At 61.5% G+C, this 15,687-nt stretch carries 14 protein-coding genes; 13 read left to right on the forward strand and 1 reads right to left on the reverse strand.

What is annotated here, in order from left to right; translation table 11 throughout:
- Positions 1-177 precede the first annotated feature (177 nt).
- The 4 genes from htpX (at position 178) to AB8A23_RS06690 (ending at position 3,760) form a co-directional block, all read left to right on the forward strand.
- Positions 178-1,110, forward strand: a complete 933-nt coding sequence (htpX, locus tag AB8A23_RS06675; RefSeq protein WP_120287514.1) for a zinc metalloprotease HtpX — start codon at positions 178-180, stop codon at positions 1,108-1,110.
- Between the two features lie 157 nt (positions 1,111-1,267).
- Complete coding sequence (locus AB8A23_RS06680; protein ID WP_120287513.1) at positions 1,268-2,347, forward strand: DUF4892 domain-containing protein; 1,080 nt, start codon at positions 1,268-1,270, stop codon at positions 2,345-2,347.
- Positions 2,348-2,534: 187 nt separating this feature from the next.
- Positions 2,535-2,957 carry a hypothetical protein gene (locus AB8A23_RS06685; protein ID WP_089263479.1) on the forward strand — a complete coding sequence of 141 codons (423 nt, stop codon included), beginning with the start codon at positions 2,535-2,537 and terminating at the stop codon, positions 2,955-2,957.
- A gap of 53 nt (positions 2,958-3,010) precedes the next feature.
- Entirely contained in the window at positions 3,011-3,760 is a 750-nt protein-coding gene (locus AB8A23_RS06690; protein ID WP_309942008.1) for a cupin domain-containing protein, read from the forward strand.
- 61 nt (positions 3,761-3,821) lie between these two features.
- Here the strand turns inward: AB8A23_RS06690 and sthA are convergent, their stop codons facing one another.
- Positions 3,822-5,216 (reverse strand): Si-specific NAD(P)(+) transhydrogenase, encoded by a 1,395-nt coding sequence (sthA, locus tag AB8A23_RS06695; RefSeq protein ID WP_089263704.1) that lies wholly within the window; start codon positions 5,214-5,216, stop codon positions 3,822-3,824.
- Positions 5,217-5,495: 279 nt separating this feature from the next.
- On the opposite strand from sthA, the gene AB8A23_RS06700 reads away from it, so the two are divergent.
- The 9 genes from AB8A23_RS06700 to AB8A23_RS06740 all read left to right on the forward strand — a co-directional run bounded on the left by AB8A23_RS06700 (position 5,496) and on the right by AB8A23_RS06740 (position 15,682).
- Positions 5,496-6,905, forward strand: a complete 1,410-nt coding sequence (locus AB8A23_RS06700; RefSeq protein ID WP_439060092.1) for an MFS transporter — start codon at positions 5,496-5,498, stop codon at positions 6,903-6,905.
- 144 nt (positions 6,906-7,049) lie between these two features.
- Complete coding sequence (locus AB8A23_RS06705) at positions 7,050-7,868, forward strand: chromate resistance protein ChrB domain-containing protein (protein WP_439060091.1); 819 nt, start codon at positions 7,050-7,052, stop codon at positions 7,866-7,868.
- A gap of 1 nt (position 7,869) precedes the next feature.
- Positions 7,870-9,267 (forward strand): chromate efflux transporter, encoded by a 1,398-nt coding sequence (gene chrA / locus AB8A23_RS06710; protein WP_439060090.1) that lies wholly within the window; start codon positions 7,870-7,872, stop codon positions 9,265-9,267.
- A gap of 106 nt (positions 9,268-9,373) precedes the next feature.
- Positions 9,374-9,622: a hypothetical protein gene (locus AB8A23_RS06715; protein ID WP_093757628.1), complete on the forward strand. Its 249-nt coding sequence runs from the start codon at positions 9,374-9,376 to the stop codon at positions 9,620-9,622.
- Between the two features lie 212 nt (positions 9,623-9,834).
- Entirely contained in the window at positions 9,835-11,022 is a 1,188-nt protein-coding gene (locus AB8A23_RS06720; RefSeq protein ID WP_439060089.1) for an extracellular catalytic domain type 1 short-chain-length polyhydroxyalkanoate depolymerase, read from the forward strand.
- Positions 11,023-11,122: 100 nt separating this feature from the next.
- Entirely contained in the window at positions 11,123-13,612 is a 2,490-nt protein-coding gene (locus AB8A23_RS06725; protein ID WP_439060088.1) for a PAS domain-containing protein, read from the forward strand.
- Positions 13,613-13,807: 195 nt separating this feature from the next.
- A complete protein-coding gene (locus tag AB8A23_RS06730; protein ID WP_068730422.1) occupies positions 13,808-14,227 on the forward strand; it encodes a DUF1236 domain-containing protein in 420 nt (139 codons plus the stop codon).
- A 166-nt stretch (positions 14,228-14,393) separates the two neighbouring features.
- Positions 14,394-15,365 carry an acyl-CoA desaturase gene (locus tag AB8A23_RS06735; protein ID WP_439060087.1) on the forward strand — a complete coding sequence of 324 codons (972 nt, stop codon included), beginning with the start codon at positions 14,394-14,396 and terminating at the stop codon, positions 15,363-15,365.
- 65 nt (positions 15,366-15,430) lie between these two features.
- A complete protein-coding gene (locus AB8A23_RS06740) occupies positions 15,431-15,682 on the forward strand; it encodes a hypothetical protein (RefSeq protein ID WP_093757625.1) in 252 nt (83 codons plus the stop codon).
- The last annotated feature ends 5 nt before the right edge of the window (positions 15,683-15,687 follow it).

A 15,687-nucleotide genomic window follows, 5' to 3' on the forward strand; every position in this document is an offset into this window, starting at 1 on the left:
GTAATGTTTTTTAATGTTTTCGTTGCGCGCAGCCTATGGCCACATGTCGCGGCATTCAATGCAGTCCGCTGCATGGCCGCGACGCGCTGCCGCACAATGCCGTCTTGCGGAACGATCGGGCGGATCACCATTTGATGCCTGCACCGCAGCGTTTTCCGCAGGCGGGCAGGAGGACCAATGAGCTACTTCAAAACTGCGATTCTGCTGGCTGGCATGACCGCCCTGTTCATGGGTGTCGGCTATCTCATGGGCGGCGCGTCGGGTGCGATGATCGCGCTGGTGGTCGCCGCCGGCATGAACATGTTCGCCTACTGGAATTCGGATCGCGCGGTGTTGTCGATGCACGGCGCCCAGCCGGTTGATGCACGTAACGCGCCGGACCTGTATCGCATGGTCGGCGAGCTCGCCCACAATGCCGGCCTGCCGATGCCCAAGATTTACATCATGGACAATCCGCAGCCGAACGCCTTTGCGACCGGCCGGAATCCGGAGAACGCGGCCGTTGCCGTGACCACCGGCCTGATGCAGCAGTTGTCGCGCGAGGAACTCGCAGGCGTGGTGGCGCATGAGCTGGCGCATATCAAGCATCACGACACGTTGCTGATGACCATCACAGCGACCATCGCCGGTGCGATTTCGATGATCGCGCAGTTCGGCATGTTCTTCGGTGGCAACCGTAACAATAATGGCCCGGGCGTCATCGGTCAGATCGCACTGATGATCCTGGCGCCGCTTGCGGCCATGCTGGTGCAGATGGCGATCAGCCGCACGCGTGAATATGCCGCCGACGAGATGGGCGCGCGGATCTGCGGCCAGCCAATGTGGCTCGCTTCGGCGCTGGCGAAGATCGACAACGCCGCGCATCAGATTCCGAACGAGGATGCCGAGCGCGCGCCGGCGACAGCGCATATGTTCATCATCAATCCGTTGTCGGGGCGTGCCATGGACAATCTGTTCACCACGCATCCCGCGACGCAGAATCGAATCGCAGCGCTGCAGCAGCTTGCGGGGCAGATGGGTGCTCAGTCGCAGGTACCGACGCGATCCGCGCCTCAAGCAACTGGCCCGTGGAACAGCGGTCAATCGCGTCCGCGCGGTCCGTGGGGCTAAAACCCGTTTGGACTTAACGAGATTGGTCGCCGCGCAGCACCGTTCGGTTCAATGAAAACCGGACATGGCTGCGCGGCCATTCGCTGCGCTTTAGTCCGCTTGTTTACATGTCCCAAATCGTCATCGTGTGCGCTCCTGAAACGGGGACGCATGACTCATGCTCGGACGCATTCTGACGGTTGGCTTGTTTGTTCTGTTCGGTGCGTGTGCGGCACAGGCCGATGCGACGATTCCAAACAAGGATGTTCCCGGCGCGCGCGATAGCGCGTTGTTGAAGCGTTATGACGGTTCCTTCATCATCAGCTACGAGCGCCTCGCCTTCACTGACTTCACCATCCCGCTGTCGAAACTGGAAAAGACCGGCGATAGCGATCGCGATCGGATGAACAATCAGGTCTACAAGCCGAACAAGCTGCTTGAAGTGGAAGGCGCACGTACGCGCATCACCTATCTGCTGCCGGCCAACCGCTCGCCGCTCGAAGTGCTGCGGAACTATCAGGATGTGGTTAAGGCAGCCGGCGGCGAGGTGCTCTATAGCTGCAAGACCGATGACTGCGGCGGCGATCCGACGCGCTCGGCTGCGGGCGGCGGCGGCGATATGAGCCTGCTGATGTATTTCGTCACTGAGGCGCAGTTGAAAGACGGTGATTTCTCCAATGGCAAATGCGCCATGGCGTCTCATCTCGACGATCAGCGCTTCTTCGCTGCCAAGATCCCGCAAGCTGGCGGCGAAGCCTATGTCACCGTGCAGACCTATCTCGTGAAGGACGATCTCTACTGCAAGGCCTTCAACGAACGCACCGTGGCCGTCGTGCATATCGTCGAGCCGAAGCCGCGTGAGCAGAAGATGGTGGTGGTAAAGGCCGACGAGATGGCGAAGACCATCGGCTCTACCGGCCGCGTTGCGCTGTACGGGATATTCTTCGATACGAGCAAGGCCGACCTGAAGCCGGAATCGTCGCCGACCCTGCAGGAGATTGCAGGGCTTCTGTCATCCGATCCGAAGCTTGCCGTGCTGATCGTTGGCCATACCGATAATCAGGGCGCCTATGACTACAATCTCGATCTGTCGCGCCGCCGCGCCGAGTCGGTGGTCGCAGCGCTCACTACGAGCTTTCGTGCAGACGGCAAGCGCCTGCGCGCAGCCGGTGTCGGCATGCTCGCACCTGCAGCATCGAATGACCAGGATGACGGCCGCGCCAGGAACCGGCGTGTGGAAGTCGTGAAGCTGAACTGATCGCAACGGATGTTGGGGGTGGGTGGGCTCGCCGGTGTCAGGTCCTTCGGATAGGCGCTGTTCTATTGGAGAAGAGATATCTCTCCAGATTCGACCAAAGCCCAATAGTGTCGAAGAGGCCCACGGGGATATTGGTATCGGAAGTTGATGGAAAGGTTGTTGCCCGGACAGATAGAAGGCTAATTGCATGACGCCCGATGCCGTCGCCTTGGCCTCTATGGTCCTTCTGATTTTCTCGATGGGCTTCTTTCTGCTGTCGTCACCGGCCTTTCTGCTGGTGAGGCTGGATATCCCGGAAGTGACTCAGTTACTGCGGGGCCTGTTCCGCTCTTATTTTCTGATGGTCGCTATCGCCGGTGTCATCGCGACAACGGCCTTTGCACTGGCTGGTCGACTGGTTTTCACCATCGGCATCGGCTTGATCGCGGCTTTTGCGATCTGGGCGCGGGGCTGGTTCTTGCGGCGGATGGATAGTCAGATGAGCGCACGAGACGCCGGTGATGCCGAGGCCGTGCGCCGGCTCCGACGGATGCATTGGGGCGGCATGCTGTCGAACGCATTCCAGCTTGCCGCCATTATCGGCAGCATCCCCTACGTCATGTCGGCCTGATCAGCCTCGCGGCACAGCGATGTGCTGACGATAAAACGCGATGGAGAATGCAGATGAGCAAGTTCTCATGGCGGTGGTTGTCGCGTCAGAAGCCTAAGCCTTCGAATGCTGGGTCTCTGGATGCCGCGCAGGGTACCGAACGATTTGCAGGCAGCGATCGGCGCCAACTGCTCCAGGCGCTGTCGGCCATCGCCGCCGGCGGCGCTTTGGCCGCGCTACCGCAAAGCTCGGATGCGAAAGATGCGAGCGAGCTGCCACCGCCCAAGCGGGTCGTGACCGGCCGCGATGAAGCCGGCAAGTCGGTGTTCAAGTCCTTCGATGTCACATCCAAGGTCGTGGAGATCGATGCCAATCCCGGCCTGACATTCTACGAACTCTACATGACCGAGGGAGTGCCCGGCCTCACCGGCCTGGAGCCGGACCCGATGCTCAAGGGAACGCGCGCTTTTCCCGGCCCGGGAGGAACGATGTTTCGTCTGATTTCGTATCCGCCCAAGCGGCTCGAAGGCTGGAAGCCGCCGCCCGGCGTCACAATGGAAAGCGGGCTGCGCGAGTTGTCGGACAAGGTCCCGGGCATGGGGGATCATTTCGAGCGCGATGCGCCAGGCATGCACACGTCGGATACGATCGATTACGGAGTCGTGGTTCGCGGCGAGATGACGCTGGAATTGGACGATGGACAGAAAGTCCATTTGCGTCAGGGCGACTGCGTCGTGCAGAACGGAACACGCCATCGCTGGCGCAACCCGTTGCCGGAGCCGTGTCTCATGGCGTTCATCTCGATTGGTGGCAAGCGCGGCTAGGACCTGGGCATGCCACGCGTGACGTCAGGCCACGAATCCATGTGGCCATGGCGCTTCTGCGCTACCGCGCCGTCATCCTGTTCCATGCATCCAGCCCGGCGATCTTGTAGGCCTCGGCCAGCGTCGGATAGTTGAACGTGTTCTGGATGAAGTAGTCGATCGTGCCTTTCAGGTTGAGCACGGCCTGGCCGATATGGATCAGCTCGGTCGCGCCTTCGCCCAGAATATGCACGCCGAGCAGGCGGCGGGTCTTGGTCGAGAAGATCATCTTCATCATGCCGCTATCCAGGCCCATGATATGTCCGCGCGAGGTCTCGCGAAACCGCGCGACGCCGACTTCATAGGGAATACCCTTCTGGCGGACTTCCTCTTCGGTGAGTCCGGTCGTGGAAATCTCCGGCACCGAATAGATGCCGTAGGGAAAGAACTCCGGGGGCGCCAGCGGCTCCATCCCGAGCGCGTGGCAGGCGGCAACGCGGCCTTGCTCCATCGATGTGGAGGCCAGTGAAGGAAAGCCGATGACATCGCCCGCCGCATAGATATGCGGCACGCTGGTCTGCAGCGTTACGGGATCGACGGCAATGCGACCGCGGTGATCGACGGCGATGCCGGCAGCATCGAGATTGAGTCGGTCGGTCGCGCCGACGCGGCCGGCGGCGAACAGTAACATCTCGGACGTGACGTTGCGGCCGTCAGCGAGCCGGGTGACGATCTGGCCATGTGCGTTCTGCTCGATCGCATTGACCTTGGAGCCGAGCCGTAGCGCGACATTGCGGTCGCGCAGCTCGTGCATGAATTCGTCGATCAGCTCCTTGTCGATGAAGTCGAGAAAGGTCGGCCGCGGTTCGATCAGGGTGACGGCGACATCGAGCGCGCTGAAGATGGTCGCATATTCGACGCCGATCACGCCGGCGCCGATGACTGCGAGGCTGCGCGGCAGTTTCGGCAGGTCGATGATCTCGTCGCTGTCGAACACGGTCTTGTTGTCGAACGGCACGTAATCCGGCCGGAACGGGCGGGTGCCGCAGGCAATCAGGATATGGCCGGCGGTGACATTCTTGATCTCGTTCTTCTCATTGGCGATCTCGATTTGGTGCGGTCCGGTGAAACGTGCCTCGCCGATCGCCGTCTTTACGGCATTGCGGCTGAACTGATGCTCCAGCACCTCGACCTCGTGGTCGAGTGTCTTCTGCAGCCGCACAATCAGGTCGTGGGCGTCGATGTCCTGTTTCACCCGATAGGAACGGCCGTAGAAGCCGCGCTCGCGCCAGCCGGACAGGTTGAGCACGGTCTCGCGCAGGGTCTTCGATGGAATGGTGCCGGTATGGACCGAGACGCCGCCGACTCGTCGGCCCTTCTCCACCACCAGCACCGATTTACCGAGCTTGGCGAACTGGACGGCAGCGCGCCGGCCAGAGGGGCCGGAGCCGATCACGATCGTGTCGTAGTCATACATCGAAGAGGCCTCAAAACCGGAAGGGCCGGCATATGCAATCGCTTCGCCATGCAGCAATCGGGCCACAGGCGGTATCTTCCTGCACGAGGAATGCAAATTCGGTGTGACTTGGACGGGGAGATAGACCTGCGACGCCGGGCCTGCGGTCAGCGCGCCGACCAATTCCGATGGAGGAGTTCAATTGAATAAAGCTACCTCCGAGGTAATCGACCCGATGACTGGAAGCTGGGATCAAAGCGGACGGCTGCTTCAGGCCGAACCGTTGAGCGAGGCGCTACCATGCATCAGATCGTTGCCAATCCTGTCGACTCGGCGCGCCGCTGGTGGGTGCTGGCGATCGTCGTTGCGGCGCAGTTCATGTTTGGGGTCGATGCCTTCATCGTCAATGTCGCGATCCCAACCATCGCGGTCGAGCTTCGTGCCAGCGCGGCGCAGATCGAGGCCGTGATTGCGGTCTATCTGATCGGATATGCGACGCTGGTGATCACCGGCGGTCGGCTCGGTGACATCTACGGCACTAGGAACACCTTTCTCGCCGGCGTGCTCGGCTTCACCCTGGCGTCACTGTGGTGCGGGCTCGCGCAATCCGGACCGGAGCTGATTCTGGCGCGGCTGGCGCAGGGCGCCACTGCGGCGCTGATGGTGCCGCAGGTGCTGGCCACCATCCACGTGCTGTTTGTCGATGAAACCCGCGCCCGCGCCTTCGCCGTCTACGGCATCGTGCTGGGCCTTGCCGGCGCTGCGGGCTTTCTGCTCGGTGGCCTGCTGGTGACGATGGACCTTGCAGGCCTCGGCTGGCGTGCGGTGTTCTTCGTCAATGTACCGATGGGGCTTGTCATCATCGCGGCGGCGTGGCGGCTGATGCCATCCGTTCCTCGCCGTCCAGGCACGCGGCTGGATATACGGGGTGCGCTGGTGCTGTTCGCCGGGTTGCTCGGTCTAATCGGCCCGCTGCTGTTCGGGCACGAATTGCACTGGGCGCCGTCTGTGTGGCTGGCGATGGCTACGGGCGCGGCAGTGATCGCCGGCTTCGTCAGGCTGGAGCGCCGCGTTGCGTTGCGCGGTGGCATGCCGCTGATCGATCTGGCGTTGCTGGCGGATGCTGCTTTCATGCGCGGGCTGTGTGCTGTGTTCTTTTTCTTCTTCGCCAATCTGTCATTCTACCTGGTGATGACGTTGTTCATGCAGAACGCGTTGCACATGCCGCCGCTGCGGGCCGGTTTTATTTTCGTACCGCTGGCGCTGGCTTTCGTTGTCGCATCGCGTCACAGCGGAATGCGGGCGCGCCATCGTGGCACGCTGGTGCCGATCGAGGGGTGTGCGGTGCAGGTCATCGGTCTTGCCGCGCTGGCTGCAACGGTGCTGGCCGTCAACGCGTCGTCTGCATCGCTGCTGGCGGTACCGCTTGCCGTGTTCGGTTACGGCCAGGGTCTGGTCATGGCGCCGCTGTCCAGTGCCGTGCTGTCGACCGTACAAACGTCGAGCGCGGGAGCCGGCTCGGGCATGTACGGCACCACGACACAAATCGCCAATGCAGCCGGCGTTGCTGCGATCGGCGCGGTCTATTTCGCGGTGCAATCCGCAGCATCGGCAGTCACCGCGCTGCTCGCAAGCCTCGCATTATGCGTGTTGTCGGTCGCCGCCAGTGCGGGCTTTCTGCTGTGGATGCGCCGCGCGGGCAACGTATAGAATTCCAGCACGGCGTTTGATCGTCCAGCACGCGCCTTGACAGGTCAATCGCGATGGCTTGATATTGGGGCATGGGGACAAAGCGATCTCCCCACGAGGCGACATGCCCAAGTATCGCGTCCCGCATTCCTGCAAGGACGCGCCATGTCATCGATTAACAGCATTTCCGTTGAAAAACTCGTTCGCCTGATCGGGACGCCGAAATGTCCCGCGCTCGTCGATGTTCGCACCGACGAGGATTTCGCCCTGTCGCCGTTTCTCCTGCCAGGTTCGGTCCGGCGGCCATTTGGCGACGTGAATGGCTGGGCCGCGGCGCTGCGCGGTCGGTCCGCCATGGTGATCTGCCAGAAAGGTCTCAAGCTCAGTCACGGCGTTGCCGCGCTGCTGCGCGAGGCCGGTATCCCGGCAGAGGTTCTGGAAGGCGGATATCTCGCATGGGAGAGTGCAGGCCTGCCGCGCGTTCCCGCCGGCAAGTTGCCGCCGCAAAACCCGCAGGGCCGCACCGTGTGGGTGACGCGGGAGCGCCCAAAGATCGACCGCATTGCCTGTCCCTGGCTGATCCGGCGTTTCATCGATCCGGCGGCGCTGTTCATGTTCGTTGCGCCGTCGGAAGTCTCGGCCGTCGGCGAGAAATTTGATGCTGCACCCTTCGATATCGAAGGCGTGTTCTGGAGCCATCGCGGCGAGCTCTGTACCTTCGATGTGATGATCGAGGAATTCGGCCTCGCCACGCCGCCGTTGCTGCGGCTGGCTACCATTGTCCGCGCGGCGGATACAGCGCGGCTCGATCTCACCCCGGAAGCGCCGGGCCTGCTGGCGGCGTCACTCGGCCTGTCGCGGATGTATGCCGACGATCTCGAGCAGCTTGAGGCTGGACTGAATCTGTACGATGCGTTCTATCGTTGGTGCCGCGATGCCAGCACCGAAACCCACAACTGGCCGACAGCAAAGACGAAAGCTTGAGATGGCGGAAGCGACTTCGGTCACACCACCGGCCATTCCCGAGCCGCAGACCCACGGCGTTTCCTTCTCGGAGGCATTTTCGGTGTGGCTGCGGATCGCGTTGCTTTCCTTCGGCGGTCCGGCCGGGCAGATCGCGGTGATGCATCGCATCCTCGTCGATGAGAAGCGCTGGGTGTCGGAGAGCCGGTTTCTGCACGCGCTGAACTATTGCATGCTGTTGCCGGGCCCGGAGGCGCAGCAGCTTGCGACCTATATCGGCTGGCTGATGCACCGGACCGCTGGCGGGCTGATGGCCGGCGGGCTGTTCATCCTTCCCGGTGCGATCTGCATCATGGTGCTGAGCTGGATTTATGCTGCATTCGGCAATGTCGGCTTCGTCGCGGCGCTGTTCTTCGGCTTGAAGGCCGCGGTGCTCGCGATCGTGCTGCAGGCGGTGGTGCGGGTCGGTAGCCGTGCACTGAAGAACGATGTGATGCGCGTGCTGGCAGCCATCGCCTTCCTCGCGATCTTCTTTCTCGATGTGCCGTTCCCGGTGATCGTTTTCGGTGCGGCAGTGATTGGCTTTCTCGGAGGTCGGGCCGGTCTGTCGGCCTTCACGGTGAGTGCGGGCCACGGGTCATCAGGCGGCGGCGAAGCTGATAGTTTGCTCGGAGATCAACTTCCTCTCCATGCCCGGCCGAGCGTACGGCAGTCGCTCATCGTTGCGGTCGTCTGGCTGGTGCTGTGGCTTACGCCCGTCGCTGTGCTGCTCGTGGCATTCGGCAGCAATGACGTGTTCAGCCAGATTGCCGTTTTCTTCTCCAAGATGGCGATGGTCACCTTTGGGGGTGCCTATGCGGTTCTCGCTTATGTCGCGCAGCAGGCCGTCGATCACTACGCATGGCTGAAGCCGGGCGAGATGCTCGATGGTCTTGGCATGGCCGAAACCACGCCTGGTCCGTTGATCATGGTGCTGCAATTCGTGGGCTTCATGGCCGCCTTCCGCGCACCGGGGATGTTGCCGCCGCTGCTGGCGGGCACGCTTGGTGGATTGCTCGCGACCTGGGTGACCTTTGCGCCGTGCTTTCTCTGGATTTTCCTCGGGGCGCCGTTCGTCGAAGCTCTTCGTGGCAACCGCGCGCTGAGCGCCGCGCTGGCGGCGATTACCGCCGCAGTGGTCGGCGTCATCCTCAACCTGGCGATATGGTTCGCCATCCACACGATGTTTCGGGAGGTGAAACCTGTTCGCACGCTCGGACTCAGCTTCGACATGCCGGTTCTGCAGAGCGTCAATGGATGGGCTGTCGCGCTGTCGGTCGCGGCGCTGCTCGGGGTCTTCTATCTGAGGATTGGTTTGCTGCAGATCCTGTTGGCTTGTGCAGGCGCGGGTGTGCTTTTGCACATCGTCGGTCTGGTGTGACGTCAATCGCGAAACCGTGTGCGGAACCGGTAATTGACGGCCGACGGAACAGGAACGTTTCGAACCACGTCGCGTTGAAGGCCGTTCACTCAACAGGAGCTGACCCATGCGGAAAACCATTCTTGTTGCGATCTGCGCCACGGCCATCGGCGCTACTCCGTTCGCAGCCTTTGCCCAGGCGACCGGCCCCTCCGGCCAGGATTCGACCAAGATGGGCACCGGCACGACGGCGAAGGAAGGCGAGACCAAGGCCACGGGCACCCAGGGAATGTCGAAAAATAGCGCGAAGAAGGATTCCATGCACAAGGACGGCATGAAGAAAGACAAGATGATGAAGAACGAGATGAAACAGTAACTCGTCATCTCTCCCCGACTCGCCCCGTATGACTTGGCCATGTTATGGCCGGCCCTGCGGGGCTTCCTTTGCAATATAGGTAATTTCGGAAGCGTCCGGGGCGCCTCTCGTTTCGTTGATAGGTATATTGAAACCGTATTTGTTTTATTTTGCAGTGCAGCAACCATATGTCGTCGGTACTGTTGTATAAGCCTGACGACCTAGGAGCTGCCGTGTCTCTTGCCGATAATATCGATTTCCTCCGCAATCTCCCGAAACCGCCCGGAATCAATACGTTGCAGGGGTTGGCGCGCGGCCGTGCGTCGGCAGGTTTGAGCCCGATCAGCGAATCAACGGGTTTTGGCAGCAATCCCGGCGACCTTCGTATGTTCAGTTACGTGCCCGCCACGCTGGCAGCGCAGCCGGCATTGGTCGTCGTGCTGCACGGATGCACCCAGAATGCTGCGGGCTATGACAACGGCACCGGCTGGTCTGCTCTCGCCGAGCGCTATGGTTTCGCGCTGCTGATGCCCGAGCAGAAGTCATCCAATAATGGCAACACCTGTTTCAACTGGTTCAATGCCGATGACATCGCGCGCGATAGCGGCGAAGCGCTCTCGATCCGAGAGATGATCGAGCAGATGGCCGTGGACCACGATGTGGACCGCAAGCGTATCTTCGTTACGGGTCTGTCGGCCGGCGGCGCGATGACCTCGGTGATGCTCGCAACCTATCCTGACGTGTTTGCGGCCGGCGCCATCATTGCGGGCCTGCCTTACGGTATCGCCACCACCATGCAGGAAGCGCTGAGCGGTATGTATCGCGCGGCGCCGCGTGCCGCGAACGATCTCGGCAACCTCGTGCGCAAGGCATCGCCGCATACCGGTGAGTGGCCGAAAGTGTCCGTCTGGCATGGTAGTGCCGATCGCACCGTCAATCCGGCCAATGCCGGCGAGATCGTCAAGCAATGGCTCGACCTTCACGGCCTGCCGCCGGCGCCGATGTCGGCGGTGGATGTCGACGGCTATCCGCGTGAGGTGTGGTGGAACAAGGACGGTGAAACCGTCGTGGAATCCTTCACGATCACCGACATGGCGCATGGCACGCCGCTGGCGATTGCCGGACAGGACGAGCCCTATGGTGCCGCCGGTGCCTTCCTCCTCGAAGCCGGAATCTCATCCTCCTATCATATCGCGCAGTTCTTCGGCCTTACCCGGCAGCTTGCACCGCGCAATGTCGAAGCTGCAGCCGTGGAACCCGCCGCGCCGGCGGATGCTGTTGTCTCATTGGTGACGCAAAAGCCGCGCACGTCAGGCGATCGAGGTGGCGCGTGCCGCGATCCCGCAGGACGGCGGTCTATCGATATCAACGGTGCCATTACCCGTGCCCTCACGGCCGCCGGTCTCATCAAGTCACCCTGACAAGTAACAGGGCGTGATCGGCGCCGATTTGCGCCAGGTCTGACAGGGCGCTAAGTTCTCAAGATACGTCAGACTGGTCTTGCGTACCGATTGCCCGCGCATGTTGGATGCCCATCGACCGAATTCGCCCGACTTTCTCGCCGGTGGAGGCGAGATGGGGGCGTTGATGCGTGCTTACGATTGGGCGTCGCATCCGATCGGAGCACCGGACACCTGGCCGCAGAGTCTGCGCACCGCGATCCGGATCGTTCTGAATACCAACCACCCGATGTTCATCTGGTGGGGACCGGACCTCATCCAGTTCTATAATGATGCCTATGCGCTGACCATGGATGCACAACAGCATCACGTAGGGCTGGGCGCGCGCGGCCGTGAATTCTGGCACGAGATCTGGCCCATCATCGGCCCGCAGATCGCGCAGGTGATGAGTGGCGGCGGTGCCACCTGGCACGAAAACCAGCTGATCCCCATGACGCGCAATGGCAAGCTCGAACACAGCTATTGGACCTACAGCTACAGTCCGCTCGATCTGGATGACGGCGTCGGCGGTGTGCTGGTGGTTTGCCGCGATGTTACCCGGGATCATGAAGCGACCATTGTCTTGCGTGAGCGAGAAGCAGAGCTCGCGCGCGTGCAGCAGATCGGCCAGATCGGCGGTCTCGAAGTCGATCTGCGTACCGGCTTCCGCAATCGTCGATCGCCCGAATATCTGATCGTTCATGGTTTGCCGCCGGAAGCGGCCAACGAGTCGCACGAAGATTGGGTGCGTCGCATCCATCCCGAGGATCGCGAGGCGACGGAGCAGAAGTTTCGCGACGCGGTGAAAAGCGGCGTGCGCGACTATACTGTGCAGTATCGCATCATTCGCCCGAGCGATGGCCAGACCCGCTGGATTTCAGTGCGGTCCTATATCGAGCGGGACGACGCGGGAAAGCCGCTGCGGCTGGTCGGTGCGCATACCGACGTCACCGATCAGGTGCTGGCCGAGCAGGCGCTGCGCAAGAGCGAGGATGAGGCGCGTCAGCTCGCGGCAAAACTTGCAGACCTCAATGAGACGCTGGAGCAGCGCGTGCGCGACAAGACGCGTGAGCGCGACCGGATCTGGAGCGTGTCGCAGGATCTCCTGATGGTCGCCGACCATGATGGCGTCTGGCGCACTGTCAATCCGGCCTGGACGCGCACGCTTGGCTGGAGCGAGGCCGAGCTGCTCAACAAGACCTCGCGCTGGCTTGAGCATCCCGAGGATCAGGCCAGGACGATGGCCGAGGTCGATAAGCTTGCTGCCGGCGAGCCGACGATCCGCTTCGAGAATCGCCTTCGCCACAAGGATAGCTCCTATCGCTGGCTGTCCTGGACGGCGGTGCCGGATCAGAACCAGATCTATTGCGTGGCGCGCGATGTCACTGCCGAGAAGGCTGCTGCCGAACGCCTTAAAAATACTGAAGAGGCGCTGCGGCAGTCGCAGAAGATGGAGGCTGTCGGTCAGCTCACCGGCGGCATCGCGCATGACTTCAACAACCTGCTCACCGGCATCGTCGGCTCGCTCGACCTGATGCAGACACGGCTCGGTCAGGGTCGCACCGACAATATCGCGCGCTATATCGACGCTGCGATGACCTCGGCCAATCGTGCGGCTGCGCTGACGCACCGGTTGCTGGCCTTCGCGCGGCGGCAACCGCTGATTCCGAAAAGCGTCGATGCCAATATGCTGATCGTCTCGCTGGAGGATCTGTTGCGCCGGACCATCGGCGAGACGCTGGATCTCGATATCGCGGCGGCGCCCGATTTGTGGTGCACGCTGTGCGATCCGAACCAGTTGGAGAGCGCGTTGCTCAATCTGGCGATCAATGCGCGGGACGCGATGCCTGATGGTGGGCACCTGAAGATCGCGACACAGAATGTGCGCGTCGATGCCATCAATGCCAATGCGCCGGCTCTGACGCCCGGCGACTATATCTGCATCAGCGTCAGCGACAGCGGAACCGGCATGAGCCCGGAGGTCGTGGCGCGCGCCTTCGATCCGTTCTTCACGACAAAGCCGATCGGGCAGGGCACGGGCCTCGGCCTATCGATGATCTACGGCTTCGCGCGTCAATCCAACGGACATGTCAGCATCGACAGCAGGCTCGATATCGGGACGACCGTGAAACTGTATCTGCCGCGCCATGAGGGAGACGCTGCCGCACAGGATGCGGCCCCGCTGAAGGGCGATCAGCATGTGGCCGCAGGCGAAACCCTGCTGGTGGTCGAGGATGAGCCGGTGGTGCGCTCTGTCATCGTCGATATGTTGAAGGACGAAGGCTATCGCGTGCTTGAGGCAGTTGATGGTCCGTCGGGCTTGCGGGTCCTGCGCGAGACGCCGAATATCGATCTGCTGGTCACCGATATCGGGCTGCCCGGCATGAACGGCCGTCAGCTTGCCGATCAAGCGCGCGAGGCGCGGCCGGACTTGAAGATCCTGTTCATCACCGGTTATTCCGAAAGCGTCGTTATGGCGAAAGGCTTTCTGCTGCCTGGGATGGAGATGATCACCAAGCCGTTCGACCTCGATCATTTCCTGCGACGCATCTGCGCGATGGTCACGAGCTAAAGCGTTTTCAAGCGAAGTGGATACCGGTTCGCGTCTAGAAAACGCGTCAGAATAAAAGGCGTAGCCCTCCGGTTCCATATCTCTACAGATATTTCAGCCTCGATGCGCAGGTTCTAACAGTTCAATCGCCGGAACCATTGTGCGGCCGCGAGCTTGTATCGGCGCAATACCGATCAATCAAAACTGGAGATCATCATGATCCGCCGTCTTCTTGGAACCGCTGCCATCGTTGCCATGATGGCTCTTCCCGCCGTTGCTCAGGCTCAGGGTGTCCCCGGAGGCATTGAGCGTGGTGCGCGCGATGGCGAGCGCGCAGCTGGTCCTGTGGGCGCTATCGTAGGCGGCACCATCGGTGGTGTTGTCGGCGGCGTAGCCGGCGTGCTCGGTGTCGACGATCGTCCGCGGTTCCGCAGCTATGTCGTGGAACAGCGTCGCCCATCCTACACCTATAGCAACGAAGTTCGTGTCGGTGCCGTGCTGCCTGAGAGCGGCGTGACCTATTACGAGGTTCCGGCAGAATACAATTCCGCCCGTGAATACCGCTACACCGTGGTCAATGGTCGCACTGTTCTCGTCGAGCCGCGCACCCATCGCATCGTGGAAGTGATCGATTAAGCCGATCAATAAATGACTTTTCGAACGGGCCGCCTTCAGGCGGCCCGTTTTGTTCCATCTATGGCCTGCGGCGTATCTGTAGTCAGCGCCGATGTTCTCGCGTAGAGAAGTGCCGGGGAATCACACGAGCACCACGCGGCGGTCAATCGCCCGGATGCGGAGAACGATGGCTACCAGCAATCGCGATCAGATCGCCCCTGCCATCGCACTGGACATTCCCCTTGCCGATCGTACCGAGACAGGTCTCGCTTTGCCGGACGGCGTGCAGCCCTATCGCATCGACTGGCTCAATACGCTCACCATCGCCACCTTTCACGCACTCGCACTACTCGCGCTGATGCCGATGTTCTTCAACTGGACAGCGGTGATCGTGGCGGTCATCGCAGCGCGGTTGTTCGGCCTCATCGGCATCAATATCGGTTATCACCGGTTGCTGACGCATCGTGGTTTCAAGTGTCCGAAATGGCTGGAGCACGCTTTCGTTGTCGTGGCGATCTGCTGCGCCGAGGATACGCCGGCGCGCTGGGTTGCCATCCATCGCCGTCATCACGAGAAGTCCGACGAGCAGCCGGACCCACACAGCCCGCTTGCCAGCTTCTTCTGGGGCCATATGGGCTGGCTGCTGGTGAAGAACCCGGACCTGTCCCGCCTCGGCATCTATGAACGATATGCCAAGGACGTCCTGCGCGATCCGCTCTATGTCGCGCTGGAGCGCAATCTCTGGCAGCTGAAGATCCTGCTCATCCAGATCAACGTCTTCTTCTTTGCGGGCCTGGCCGGCAAACTGCTGTGGGGCGGCTCATGGGCCGAGGCCGTGCAGTTCGCTTTGAGCATCGTCATCTGGGCGGTCTTCGTGCGAACCGTCTTCGTCTGGCATCAGACCTGGGCGGTCAATTCGGTCACCCACATCTGGGGCTACCGCAACTACGCGACCGATGAGGACAGCCGCAATAATCTGTTCATTGGCTACCTCGCCCATGGCGAGGGCTGGCATAACAATCACCACGCCGATCAGCGTTCCGCGCGCCATGGCCATCGCTGGTGGGAGTTCGATACCACCTATCTGACGATTCGCCTGCTGGAGAAGCTCGGCCTGGTATCGGACATTGTCGAGCCGCGGCATACGACCAAGCGCTAAGCAAAATTGGCGCCGCACATGCCACACGAGGTGCAACTTTTCGTCACAATTCGCGTTACTACACCATGATGACGAAGCCCGATATCTGGTATGTGGCGTTTGGCCCCGACAAATCCGTGAAGTCCGACACTCGTGCGACAAACGGTGTGCGTACGACCAGGACCTTCAAATCCGAAATCGATGCAAAACTGTTCGCCCGGGAAATCTTGGCCAAAGGCTGGACCGCTACAGCCGGCACCCTCAATCCATATCAACCCAAGCGCACCATTGCGGCATCGCAGATAGAAGACTGGGCCGATCCCGCTCGAGCCGACTGATCCGG

This window comes from Tardiphaga sp. 619_E2_N8_4, from assembly GCF_051810905.1.
GTDB lineage: Bacteria > Pseudomonadota > Alphaproteobacteria > Rhizobiales > Xanthobacteraceae > Tardiphaga > Tardiphaga robiniae.